The organism is Priestia endophytica, from assembly GCF_026790145.1.
GTDB classification, from domain to species: Bacteria; Bacillota; Bacilli; order Bacillales; family Bacillaceae_H; genus Bacillus_I; species Bacillus_I endophytica_A.
The window spans coordinates 24797-37925 of record NZ_JALAMS010000051.1 but is presented as its reverse complement, the minus strand read 5'-3'; the positions used below and the strand labels follow the sequence as shown (position 1 = coordinate 37925).

Below are 13129 nucleotides of genomic sequence, written 5' to 3'. Positions count from 1 at the left end.
GTTTGTCTACGGTCTGAAAAGACTTCCCATTATAATAGGAAGTCTTTTTTTTACAGGAAATGGATTCAAGACAAACAAGCATTTTTTTGTTAGAAAAATATATGTTTAATTATAGGCTAGGAGGTTATATGAGTTTATAAGGATGAAAGGAATTCAATAAATAGCAAAGGGGTAGATGAGATGATTAAGGAATATTCACATGAGCCATTTACTGATTTTTCAATTGAGAAAAACTATCAAGAGATGGAACAAGCTCTTGAACATATAAAAAGCTATTTAGGTAAAAAACATAGCTTATTAATTGATGGAAAAAATGTTGAAACAGATGAAGAGATTACTTCTATTAACCCTGCTAACAAAGAGGAAGTAGTAGGTTATGTTTCAAAAGCAAGTAAGGATCACGCAGAGAACGCGATGAAGGCTGCTCACAATGCTTTTGAAAGCTGGCGTTTGTGGGAAGCAGAAGCGCGAGCAGAGCTTTTATTTAGAGCAGCAGCTATTACGCGTCGTCGAAAAAAAGAATTAACAGCTCTCCTTATTAAAGAGGGAGGAAAACCGTGGAAAGAAGCAGATGCAGACATTGCAGAAGGCATTGATTTTATGGAGTATTATGGTCGGGAAATGATTCGTTTAAAAGACGGAGCTCCTGTAAAAAGCAGAGATGGAGAGAAAAATAAATATATTTATACAAGTATGGGGGTAACAGTTGTTATACCTCCGTGGAATTTTGCTTTTGCAATCATGGTTGGAACAACAGTTGCTCCTATTGTGACAGGAAATACGGTTGTCCTAAAACCAGCTTCAAACACTCCTGTGATTGCTCGGGCTTTTATTGATATTCTGCAGGAAGCAGGGATACCGAAAGGCGTTGTCAACTTTTGCCCTGGAAGTGGTAGTGAAGTAGGTGATTATTTAGTGGACCATCCGTTAACATATCTTATTAGTTTTACAGGCTCTCGTGAAGTTGGAACGAGAATTTACAATAGAGCTTCACAAGTAAGGGAAGGACAAAAATGGCTGAAGCGATCCATTATTGAAATGGGAGGCAAAGATACAGTTGTCGTAGATAAAAGTGCAGATCTAGAGGCAGCAGCAGAAGAAATCTTTGTTTCGGCTTTTGGTTTTTCAGGACAAAAATGTTCTGCTGGTTCCAGAGCTGTTATCCATGAGGATGTATACGATAACGTAGTTGAACGAGTTGTAAAAATTGCAGAAACCAAAAAAGTAGGAGATCCTGTAGATGGAAGAACATACATGGGACCTGTTATTGACCAAAGTTCATTTGATAAAATTACAGATTATATTGAAATTGGAAAAGAAGAAGGACGTCTTGTATATGGAGGAAAAAGCGATGATTCAAAAGGCTTTTTCATTGATCCAACAATCTTTGCAGACGTTGATCCAAAAGCACGGATTATGCAGGAAGAGATATTTGGTCCTGTTTTAGCCTTTTCAAAAGGAAAAAACTTTAAAGAGCTTATTGAAATAGCAAATAATACAGAGTATGGATTAACAGGAGCCGTTTTTTCAAATAACCGCGAGCATCTGGAGTATGCAAAAGGTCACTTTCATGTTGGAAATCTATATTTCAACCGAAATTGCACAGGAGCGATTGTTGGATATCATCCATTTGGTGGCTTTAACATGTCTGGCACAGATTCTAAAGCAGGAGGTCCAGATTATCTTCCTTTACACATGCTCCCTAAAACAATTAGTGAAATGCTCTAAGAGATGAATAAATAAAAGCGAATGCAATCTTAGCATTTGCTTCTATTTATTGAAAAATTATACTTGTTTGAATTATCAGTATATGTTAAAATTTTAATAAGACGCACATTTTATTCCTATCATTACATTCGATTCTTTATAGAACAAAGCGCCCCGAGCAGTCATTAATCATAAAGCTGTTTGTGGGTGCTTTTTTATAAGAAGGGAGGAGATATTGTGCTAGCGTGGTTAGAGCAGTTTCTGCAGCTGTTCGCACTAGTCGCTACGACTTTTACCACGATAACAATCGGCGTAAAAAATATGAAAAGTATGAAAAATATCAAAAAGAAACCAAAACGAAAAAGGCGATTTTTGTAGAGCATCTTTAGAGAAGTTAAGGAAATAAGAGTGTGCGTCCCATCTCATTGTAAAGTATAAAAAATCATTTGGAAAAGGGGAGAAAAAGATGGCTAAAGTCGGTTTAATTCCTTTTAAAGTACAGGAAGTTCGTGAATCATCAAATGAGGTACCACCAGGGGTTCGCCTTATTGATGCACCGCTTGTATGGCAGCAAGGATATAGAGGAGAAGAAGTTATTGTTGCTGTTCTTGATACAGGATGCGAAGTAGATCATCCTGACTTAAAAGACCAAATTGTTGATGTTTATAACTTTACAGAAGATGATACAAAAGAGAATGTAAAAGACTATAACGGCCACGGTACGCATGTTGCAGGGACGATTGCTGCTATGGAAAACGATATGGGCGTTGTAGGTGTAGCACCAAAAGCAGGATTACTTGTTCTTAAAGTTCTCGATAAACAAGGGATGGGGCAAACAGACTGGATTATAAAGGCTATTAAATATGCAGTAGAGTGGAGAGGAAAACAAGGAGAAAAAGTAAGTATTATTTCAATGTCTCTAGGTGGATCACAAGATGATCCAGCTCTTCACAAAGCTGTTCAAGAAGCTGTTGCAGCAAACATTTTAGTTGTTTGTGCAGCTGGAAATGAAGGCGATGGAAACGATCAAACAGATGAGTATGCTTATCCAGGGGCATATGAGGAAGTCGTTCAAGTCGGATCTGTGAATTTACGCGGTCAGCTTTCGGAATTTAGCAATACAAATGACAAAATTGATTTAGTAGCTCCAGGAGAGGAAATTTTGTCAACCTATCTAAACGGGAAATTTGCTGTATTGAGTGGGACATCAATGGCTACTCCGCACGTTGCAGGAGCAGCAGCGCTTTTAGCAAACAAATGGAAACAAGATTACGGCAAAGATATCAAAGAGCCTGAGCTTTATGAACGTCTTATTTCTCACACTGTTTCACTTGGAAATGACCGGAGCGGAGAAGGACATGGACTTTTGAAGATGCATAAGACGCTCGAAGAAGTTGCTTCAACAAAAGAAGAGTAAAAAAAAGCCTAAACTTTTGTTTAGGCTTTTTTATGGTTTTTAATGTAGAACTAGACTCCTTATTTATTTTTTCTGTTTGAAAAGTGTTGTATTATTAGGCGGAAATTCACTTTCTTTACGTTGATAAGTACAATCTACATAAGACGCTAGAAGGCTAGCTGTTTTATTTTGAAGAAGAGTAAAATGAGCATAGGCACCTATTTTACTGTCTTTTACCGCTATAAAAAAAGGGACTCTTTCCTCCATTTTTGTCATACTTCTTTATTATGGGATGCTTCGAGAAAAGTTTTTGAATGGGAAAAGGAACAATTTCCTTAGCTATGCTCTGCCACTTACGTTTGACAACTCCTTAGACATTCTTGCTATCTTGAGTTCATCATTTTTCTTATCAAGACAATAACGTTTTCCTCTCTTATTTTTGAGGTGCATTATAACACCTTGTTTTTTAAAAAGTTGATAAATGTTTTAGAAAATTTATATAATTTTGTTTAATTCAGTTTTTATTTTTGATTTTTGCTTTTTCGTGTAGTAGGATTAAGTTTGTAAAATAAGGGTAAGTAGGTGGCATTGTGCTTCTAATGAGTGTTATAGGTCTTATAGGTTGTTTAGTTTTTTTTCTTGTTTATCAGCGCTACATCCCTGTTGTGGGCGTCAAAAAGGTAACTTCATGTCAGGAAGTTGAGAGTGCTATCTTAATTGACGTTCGCGATTTTCACGAAATTAAAACAAAGCCGTGTGAAGATGCACTGCATATTCCATTGCCGTATTTGAAAAGGCAATACGGTGATATTCCGAAGAATGAAGTTGTTATTATCGTATCTGATGCTGTCTTAAAAAATTTAACTGTTAGACAGCTAAGTCGTAAAGGCGTTAGAGTAAAAGGATACTGGTGTTTATAAACAATTTGTACTAAGGAATGATATAAAAAAGACTTGTCTATTGGCAAGTCTTTTTTATAATGTACCATTGCGGTAAACTTGTAACTCTTTTGTTACCATTTGTCGAAGTAACCAATTTATACTAGAATAATAAACTAATTTTCGACAATATTTGGGGGTTATTTGTAAGAATGAAGCAAAAAGAAGGTAACAAAAAAGGATGGAGTAATAGCGTTAAGAAGGTTGCAATTGGTGCAGCTGTTGTACTCATAAGCCTTGGTGGAGTTGCGGCAGTGGAGAAGGCTCAAAGCAGCACTGATAAGAGCTCAACGGAGAAAAGTGTAGACTCACAGGAAGAGAAAATGAAATCGGAAGCAATCCAGCAGGAAGAAAAGAAAGATCAATCTTCTATACATAAGAACGAAGAAAAAGAAGAGCCGAATCAATCATCACAAGAGAAAGAGAATCAAGCTGAAAACTCAGTAGAGCCGAATCAATCTATAGAAGAAGCAGCTAAACAACAGAATAAAAGTATACCAGACATGAAGGCAGAAGAAGAAGTAAAAGAAAAAGCCCAAGAAAAAGAAAAAGCACAAGAGACAGAAGAGAAGAAAGAAACAAAACCAAAAGTGGATGAGGAAGAAAAAGCAGACAAAGAAAATAAAGAAGAGAAGAAACAAGAGAATGTGTCTTCTTCATCTGAAAATAAACAAGAACAAGCATCTGCTCAGCAGAGTGGAAATCAAACGACCCCTTCTACACCTGAATTGCCAACAGCTCCCTCAAACGAAGAGAATCAAGAAGAGAAAGTCGTTTATCTAACATTTGACGATGGCCCTAGTACACATACTCAAGAAATTCTACAAATCCTTGATGCTCATAATGCTAAAGGAACGTTTTTTATGCTTGGACCTAATATGAAACGTTTCCCTGAAGCAACGAAGGCAATTGTAGAAGGAGGCCATGAGCCTGCTTTACATGGAGTAAGTCATGATGCTCATCAAATCTATCAATCTAAAGATACGGTTGTTGGGGAGATGAAAGAAGCACAGAATGATCTTTATCATTTAACAGGCGTGCGCACAAACCTTATTCGTACTCCTTATGGAAGCGTTCCATATATGAAGCCGGAATATTTAGAAGCTGTGCACCAAAATGGATTTGAACTGTGGGATTGGAATATTGATAGTCTAGATTGGAAATACAAAGATGCTCGTTATGTAAACGGAGTTATTCATGATATTGAAACGAAATCTTTTAAAGAACCAGTAATTCTTCTACATGACAAACAAACAACGGCTCAACATTTGAATGACCTATTAGACTACTTGAGTGCTCATGGCTATAAAATGAAGCCACTTGACGATACGCTACCAGTTGTTCATTTTTAAAAAATGGTGTTATTGTGAAGGCTTTTCCTTTTTAGGACAAGCCTTCTGTTTTTTATGGAAGATGAATTAGATTTTAAAATTTGTTATGATAGCAAAGGCAACTTATGAAAGTAATATGAGAATTTACATTGCAGATTAGAGGAGTTATATGATGAAAAGCGTTTTGCTGCTTTTAGTTCTTCTATTAACAGTTTTATTAGGTGGGTGTGGTCTAAATTTGGAACCACCAAGCTCGTTAATGAAAAGCCCAAAAGTGGAAAAAAACGAGCAAGCATTGAAAGAACAAATAAAGAAAGATTCTTTATATCGGACACGCCCCTTTTTACTTACTCCAAAACATTCCGAAGAGAAACGCTCTATTTATATCGAAGATTTTGATGGAGACGGGGAGAAAAATGAAGCAGTTTTCTTCTACAAGAATGAAAAAAAACCTTTTGAAATCAAGATGGTTTTCTATCAAAAGAAGGAGCAGTGGGAAAAGGTTGCAACCAAAACTATTCAAAATTATGGGGAGATTACAGATCTGTCTCCTATTCAAGTAAAAGGACAGAAGGCAATGCTTTTAGCTGCTGGATTTGGATATGATGGTATAAGTGAGAAAAAAATGCACATCTATAGATTTTCTGATTCAAAAATAGACGATATTTTTCAAACCTCTTATACGCGCACTATTGCAGCAGATCTCGATGAAGATGGGAGCAGCGAAATTATAATGCTTAGCCTCCAGAAGGGAAAAGAGTTTACAGCTCGCCTTTTTAAAGAAGACAATGGGTATTTTATGGAGCATTCCTCTCTTAAACTTGATTCATCTATTAATGGCATTGAGCAAATGAAAGCTGGTTATTATACAAAAGGGAAAAAAGGAGTTTTCATTGATGTTGGAGTTGGGGCCCATTCTGCTTCAACATATGTTCTTGGATATGAGGAAGGCAAGCTTATTATGAAGCTTGATGCAAAGAATGAAGATGCCATCAAGTCTATGATTGTTTATAGCGAGGATGTTAATGAGAATGGAATTATTGAGATAGGGAAGACGGTTGTGCCAAAAGGATGGGAAGAAGAGCCTTTTGTATCACTACCGTGGTTTGTATATTATTATGAACTAAAAGAAGATGGCTCGTTAAAAGAAGTTGCGGAACATTATCCAAACTATGAACAAGGGTACGAGCTTACATTTCCAAAAGAGTGGTTCGGCCTTGTCACAATCGCTCGTTCTACAGATGAACATAAGCTTACGATTGAGCGAGTTAAAGACGGTAAAAATCTTTTCACTCTCTATCGTTTTACAAATAAAGAGTGGGAAAGTCAAAGCAAGAGCTATATTGAAATTGAGAATACATTAAAGCATGTCTATGCAATGAAAACAGAAGAAGAAAGAAAGTATGGTTCTCTCTTTCATCTTTTATCAGAAAATATTAGAGACTAAGTAAGGTGACAAAGCTATGGGGAAAATTTTAGTATTAGAAGACGAGAGTGCAATTCGCAGTTTTATTGTTTTAAATTTAAAAAAAGCGGGTTATGACGTTACGGAAGCTCATACTGGAGAACAAGCGCTAGAACTTATGGAAAGCTCTTCTTTTGATATTGCTTTATTAGACGTGATGTTACCCGGAATTGATGGGTTCTCCGTATGCGAGCGAATTCGTCAAAAAAATGAGCTTGTGGGAATTATTATGCTTACAGCTCGAACGCAGGACGAAGATAAAGTAGAAGGATTAACAATTGGAGCAGACGATTATATTACAAAACCGTTTAGTCCAAGCGAGCTAACGGCGAGAATTCACTCTCTTTTACGAAGACTTAGTCGCATTCAAAAACGAGATCAAGACATTGTAAAGTCAGGGCCGTTTGAACTTCACCTTGTTAATGAGGTGTTGAAAAAAAGAGGAGAAGAAATTGATTTAACGCCAACGGAATTTTGTTTGATGCAGGAATTTATGAGCGCTCCAAAGGAATTATTTTCACGTCATGAGCTGTTGGATCGCGTATGGGGAGAGGAGTACATAGGAGATCCTAAAGTGGTTGATGTTAATATTAGAAGATTGAGACGAAAAATTGAAGATAATCCTTCACGTCCTACTTATATTGAAACAGTTTGGGGAAGAGGATATTACTGGAAAGGCGAGGGAGAATGAGGCGGCGAATTCTTCTCTATTTCATGTCGGTTATTCTTCTCATTGTAATCCTTTTTCAAGCTATCTTTACTTTTGCTATTTATCATTATTATTATGGAAACATTGAAGAAACAATCCGTCAGCATGCTCAAACAAGCCGTTCTTTTTTTGATCAATATCACCCTCTCTATACATTCGACTTAAAAGAGTATAGCAGTGAAATTATTCATTCATTTCAGATGACTGGTACAAACCTTCTTCTTTTGAACAGCAGAGGAGAGGTTGTTCAATCTTCATCTGGATTGGCAGTAGAGAAGAAAGTTAACATTCCGACTTTTTTAAAAGAAGGGGGCACTTTAAAAGATATTGTCTATTCTCCACTAGGCGAGAAAGTCATGACCTTTTATCAACCTCTCTTTCATCAAGATCAAGTGATTGGCTATCTTTGTTATGAAACATCGTTAACAGATATTGATAAAATGATTTTACGTTTTACAGTCATAACGCTTGTTCTTAATTTGATTATTGCATCCGCAGCTTTTATCTTAAGTTGGAGGTTATCAAATTCTTTTTTAAAACCTATTCAGCATATTATTTCTATTTCCTCGAAAATGGCAAAAGGTCAATTTCAAAATCGTATTGAGACAAAAAGTCCGGACGAACTTGGCCATCTTGCCTTAACTTTAAATTATATGGCAGATGAAATTCAAGAAAACGAGCGTTTGAAGAATGAGTTTATATCTTCGATTTCTCATGAGTTAAGAACCCCGCTTACAGGAATTAAAGGATGGGCTGAAACGTTGAAAGATCCCGACTATCTTTCTAAGGAAGAAATTGCGCAAGGTATGGGAATTATCTCTTCTGAAACAGACCGGCTCATTCATCTTGTAGAAGATTTGTTAGACTTTTCAAGGTTGCAAGCTAATCGAATTACGCTTTTGAAACATACGTTTGACCTTAATGAGCTTTTAGAGGAAATTGTGTTTCACTGGAAGATAAAAGCACAGGAAAAACAAATCTTACTAACTTATAGCGGTGATTGTGCTGTATTTTGGGGAGACGAAAATCGATTAAAGCAAGTGTTCTTAAATATTATTGATAATGCAGTGAAGTATACGGGAACAAAGGGAGAAGTAAAAGTTACCCTGCAAAAATTTAAAAAAGCGGTAAGTGTGAAAATTTGTGATAATGGACAAGGCATTTCCGAAGAGCATATCCCACATATCTCAAAAACTTTTTATCAAGCAGATATGAAGCATAACGGTGCTGGGATTGGTTTGGCTATTGCCTACAATATTGTGGCTCTTCACGGTGGAAAAATTGATGTGAATAGCGAAGAAGGAATTGGAACAGAAGTAGTTGTTATTCTACCCTTTTTAGAAGCTTAAAAGCTCTCTTTATGTGAGAGCTTTTTTGTATGAAAAAATTTGTCGTGCAAAAAAGTTTGAACGAGGCTTTTCTTTTAAGGTATCTTATAGAAAAGGCGAGAGGTGAGCGCAGTGGTGTATATGAGAGAAATTACTAGAAAAGATTTAAAGAAAATCGTCAACTGGGCTTCTAGTGAAGAAGAGCTAATGACATGGGCAGGCTCAAGTTTTTCTTATCCTTTAAAAATAGAAGAATTAAAAGCGTACATAAAGGGAGCAAATGGGATAGGAAGTGACCGATATATTTTTGTCCTTGTTCAAGATGATGACGTTGTCGGACACATTAGCCTTGCTCACATTGATTATCAAAACCGTTCAGGACGAATTGGAAGGGTTGTTGTTGAAGAAAATAGCCGTGGAAAAGGTTATGGAACATTGATGATGAAGCATATGCTACAGATTGGGTTCGAAGAGCTGAACTTAAATCGCATCAGTCTTGGAGTATATGATTTCAATGTATCGGCTTATAAAACATATGAAAAACTTGGCTTTGTTCAAGAAGGAATTCTGCGCGAGAAGCTCAAAACAACAAACGGATATTGGAACAGTATTGAAATGAGTATGCTAAGTAAAGAATGGAAGCAACGCAACGGTTTAATAAAAAAGTAAAAAGGGAAAGATAACGAGAAGTAATGGTACCTTAAACTGTTGGTTGGAGGAATGAAAAGATGAATTCTAATTATGAGCATATCCTAGAGCCGTTTACGTTTAAAAGCGGTGTAGAATTAAAAAATAGAGTAATGCTTGCCCCAATGACGAACTATGCTTCTGATGATGAAACAGGCGAAGTGACAGAAGAAGAACTTGCTTATTACAGTAAGCGAACTGGAGGGGTTGGAGCTATCATTACAGCTTGCGCTTACGTAACGAGAGACGGTAAAGGCTTTAAAGGAGAAATCGGATCCCACCAAGATAATCTTGTACCAAGCTTACAAAAGTTAGCAAATACAATTCAACATCGAGGCACAAAAGCTATTTTGCAAATTTTTCATGGGGGACGCATGTGCCCACCAGAGTTACTAGAAGATGGAATTCCTATTAGTGCAAGTGCTGTTGCTCCCGAACGTGAAGGAAGTGTGACGCCAAGAGAAATGACGGAGGAGGACATTGAACGTGTTATTGAAGGATTTAAGGAATCTGCCAAACGTGCACTTGAAGCAGGGTTTGATGGCGTAGAAATTCACGGAGCTAATACGTATTTGCTTCAGCAATTTTTCTCTCCTCATTCCAATCGTCGAAAGGATAAGTGGGGAGGCGATGTTTACAATCGAATGAACTTTATTAAAGAAGTCATTAAAGAGGTAAGATCTGTTGTAGAAAATCGTCCTTTTGTGATTGGTTACCGTTTCTCATCTGAAGAAATTGAAAGCCCAGGCATTACAATGGAGGATACGTTTAAGCTTATAGATTTTTTAAAAGAACAAAATTTAGACTATCTGCATATTTCGGTTCAAGATTTCTGGGGAGGATCAATACGTGATAAAGAGGATAAAGTTTCTCGAGTTTTACTAGCGAAAGAGCGCATTGGTGATAAGGTACCGCTTATTGGCGTTGGGTCTTTACATACACCAGCAGATGTTGCAAAAGCTCTAGAAGAAGTGCCGCTCGTTGCACTTGGCAGAGAGTTGGTCATGGAGCCTCAGTGGATTCAAAAAGTAGAAAAAGGTGAAGAACAAAATATCCGGACGACACTCAGTAAGAAGAGTCAGAAAGAGCTCGTTATTCCTGATGATCTATGGAATGCAATTATGAATACGCCAGGATGGTTTCCTGTTGAAGAATAAAAAAGTCCTTCATATGAAGGACTTTTTTATTAAGAAGATAGCCTTTTCTCTTCTTCTGATGAAAGAGGAGAAGAGAAAAGAAATCCAACTGCTATACCTAAAAGAGCTGGAACGACCCATCCAACTCCAGCTTCATAGAGTGGAAACAAAGAGAGTACTGTATCAAGTTTCTTGTTTAAAAATACAGTGTTAATTGTTTCAAAAAAGCTAAAGAGACCAGAGAAAACAACTGCATAACGATATACAGATGTTCGATAGCGAAGTGTACGATCAAAAAGACCAAGTACAATCAAAACAACAGCCATTGGGTAAATAAAACCAAGCAAAGGGGAGGAAAAAGCCAATATTTGATTCAACCCTAAGTTGGCAATAGCTAAACTGACTATAGTGAGTAAAGTTGCCCACCCTTTGTATGATAAAAAGGTAAAAAGTGTAGAAAAATATTGACTGCATGAAATGATAAGTCCGATAGAAACGCACAAACAAGCTAAAGTAAATAAAATACCTAAAAGAAGCGTGCCAAATTCTCCAAAAAGGGTAGACATTACGATTGTTAAGACGTCAGTACCGTTATTAGCCATTCCAATTGAAGAACTTGAACCACCTAAGTATGCTAGTATAGCGTAAATAGAAGCAAGAAGTGTCCCTGCCCCAAGTCCAGCTATCATCATATATTTTGAAACTTTCTTTGGTTCTTGGACTCCCTTTGCTAAAATCGCGTTTGCTACAAAAATTCCAAACACAAGCGCAGCTAAAGCGTCCATTGTTTGGTAGCCGTCTAAAAATCCTTTGAAGAACGTATTTTCTTGATAAACTTCTTCTGCTTGTTGAAAATTGCCAAGCGGCGTAATAAGACTTTTTACAAAAATCATTAAAATAAGACCTAATAAAATAGGAGTCAACAGTTTCCCAAAGCGGTCAACAAGCTTTGATGGTGAAAGGCTCAGCCATAGAACAAGTGCAAAAAAGATTATTGTATAGATTCCGAGAAGAAGGGATGAAGAAGGAAGAAAAGGCTTCATTCCCATTTCATACGCAATAGTCCCTGCACGAGGAATAGCAAGGCCTGGACCAATTGAAACGTAAATAACAAGTGGAAAGAAGAAAGCAAAGCTTTTGTGAACACGAGATCCTAACGTTTGGATGCTTCCTGTATGAGCAATTGTTATTACTCCTAAAATTGGAAGTCCAACGGCTGTAATAATAAAACCAATTAATGCAATTACCATCTCTTCACCGGAAGCTCTGCCTAAAAAAGCAGGAAAGATGAGATTACCTGCTCCAAAAAACATGGAAAAAAGCATAAAGCTTAGTAGAAGAAGCTCTTTGTTGCTTAAATTTTTCATAATGTAAGTCCTCTCTTTTTTTATGTAGTATAACAGCCCATAAGAGGACAATCTACAGCACTTTAAAAGTAGTAAAATTCTAAAAACTTAGCTCCCTCACTCTATGAAATTCCTCTGTATAAACATCAATTATTTTCGCTTATTTAATGTAGTAAGTAAGGCTAAAAAAAGCACAACAAAAACAATACCGCTCCACATTAGTGTATCAATTAAAAAATCCATCTTTTATTCACCTCGCCCATTCATTATATCAAAAGAAGAGAAAGTCAGAAAAATGTAGAAAATAGACGCGTAAAAAGAACTAGTAAAGAAGAAAATCCCTCTCTTTTTGAAGGAATTCTGAAGCATTTTTAAAGGATTACGATATTCTTTTAAAAATTTTGTTATACTTTATGAGGGAAAAAAGCAAAAATATGGAGGTGCAATAATGCTAAGAATGTCAACAAGAGATCAACATCCTTTTCTGGGAATGTTAAAAAGTCCAAAGCAAACGTTAACATCACTTTTTTATGATGCTCGATTTCTCTGGGCCTTCCTCATTTTATGGTTAGGAGGGATAAGCGGAATCACTATTATTAGTCGATTGCAAAACGTGGGAGAGGAGACAAGTCTTTTAACCATTTTACTTTCCGTTATTATCGGTGGATTTGTAATGGGGGTTTTGGGATGGTTTTTATTTAGTATTCTGTATATGTTTTTCGGTTCCTTATTTGGAGGCAGAGGTGATTTTAGTCATATTCAAATCGCAACAGCTTATAGTCTAACACCGCTTGCTGCTAATACTATTTTGACCATTATTCCGCTTCTTTTTTTACAGGAACATTTCTTTCAAGTTCAAAGTAATACATTATCAACGTTTTCATCAATTACTTTGCTTGTTTTTTCTATTATTGAAGGGGTTGTTCTTTTATGGTCCTTTATTTTAACAGTAGCGTCAGTTAGTGAAGCACATCGCTTATCTTTTGGAAAAAGTTTTCTCACGGTACTTTTTAGCTGGATAATTGTTTTAGTCATTTTATTCGGTATGCTCCTCACATTTAATACATTGTCATAATTAAAGTGAAA

General features: G+C 36.5%; 12 protein-coding genes. 11 read left to right on the top strand and 1 reads right to left on the bottom strand.

The window, feature by feature from the left end:
- Positions 1–180 precede the first annotated feature (180 nt).
- The 10 genes from pruA to MOC86_RS24455 all read left to right on the top strand — a co-directional run bounded on the left by pruA (position 181) and on the right by MOC86_RS24455 (position 10718).
- The gene (gene pruA, locus MOC86_RS24500; RefSeq protein WP_268586526.1) at positions 181–1728 is read left to right on the top strand and encodes an L-glutamate gamma-semialdehyde dehydrogenase; all 1548 of its coding nucleotides are present in this window, start codon (positions 181–183) and stop codon (positions 1726–1728) included.
- Between the two features lie 224 nt (positions 1729–1952).
- Positions 1953–2096: a hypothetical protein gene (locus MOC86_RS24495; protein ID WP_268586525.1), complete on the top strand. Its 144-nt coding sequence runs from the start codon at positions 1953–1955 to the stop codon at positions 2094–2096.
- Positions 2097–2173: 77 nt separating this feature from the next.
- Positions 2174–3124: a S8 family peptidase gene (locus MOC86_RS24490; RefSeq protein WP_268586524.1), complete on the top strand. Its 951-nt coding sequence runs from the start codon at positions 2174–2176 to the stop codon at positions 3122–3124.
- A gap of 578 nt (positions 3125–3702) precedes the next feature.
- Entirely contained in the window at positions 3703–4023 is a 321-nt protein-coding gene (locus tag MOC86_RS24485) for a rhodanese-like domain-containing protein (RefSeq protein WP_268586523.1), read from the top strand.
- Positions 4024–4193: 170 nt separating this feature from the next.
- Positions 4194–5393, top strand: coding sequence for a polysaccharide deacetylase family protein (locus MOC86_RS24480; RefSeq protein WP_268586522.1), 1200 nt, complete (start codon positions 4194–4196; stop codon positions 5391–5393).
- Between the two features lie 151 nt (positions 5394–5544).
- The gene (locus MOC86_RS24475; protein WP_268586521.1) at positions 5545–6819 is read left to right on the top strand and encodes a hypothetical protein; all 1275 of its coding nucleotides are present in this window, start codon (positions 5545–5547) and stop codon (positions 6817–6819) included.
- 16 nt (positions 6820–6835) lie between these two features.
- The gene (locus MOC86_RS24470) at positions 6836–7528 is read left to right on the top strand and encodes a response regulator transcription factor (RefSeq protein WP_268586520.1); all 693 of its coding nucleotides are present in this window, start codon (positions 6836–6838) and stop codon (positions 7526–7528) included.
- Positions 7525–8895, top strand: coding sequence for a sensor histidine kinase (locus tag MOC86_RS24465; RefSeq protein WP_268586519.1), 1371 nt, complete (start codon positions 7525–7527; stop codon positions 8893–8895). The genes MOC86_RS24470 and MOC86_RS24465 overlap by 4 nt, the downstream gene beginning before the upstream one ends.
- Positions 8896–9015: 120 nt before the next feature.
- Positions 9016–9543 carry a GNAT family N-acetyltransferase gene (locus MOC86_RS24460; protein WP_268586527.1) on the top strand — a complete coding sequence of 176 codons (528 nt, stop codon included), beginning with the start codon at positions 9016–9018 and terminating at the stop codon, positions 9541–9543.
- A gap of 59 nt (positions 9544–9602) precedes the next feature.
- Positions 9603–10718, top strand: a complete 1116-nt coding sequence (locus MOC86_RS24455; protein ID WP_268586518.1) for an NADH-dependent flavin oxidoreductase — start codon at positions 9603–9605, stop codon at positions 10716–10718.
- A 29-nt stretch (positions 10719–10747) separates the two neighbouring features.
- On the opposite strand, the gene brnQ is transcribed toward MOC86_RS24455, so the two are convergent.
- Positions 10748–12064, bottom strand: coding sequence for a branched-chain amino acid transport system II carrier protein (gene brnQ, locus MOC86_RS24450; protein ID WP_268586517.1), 1317 nt, complete (start codon positions 12062–12064; stop codon positions 10748–10750).
- Positions 12065–12491: 427 nt separating this feature from the next.
- Here brnQ and MOC86_RS24445 point away from each other — a divergent pair, with 427 nt between their 5' ends.
- The gene (locus MOC86_RS24445; protein WP_268586516.1) at positions 12492–13118 is read left to right on the top strand and encodes a Yip1 family protein; all 627 of its coding nucleotides are present in this window, start codon (positions 12492–12494) and stop codon (positions 13116–13118) included.
- Positions 13119–13129 lie beyond the last annotated feature (11 nt).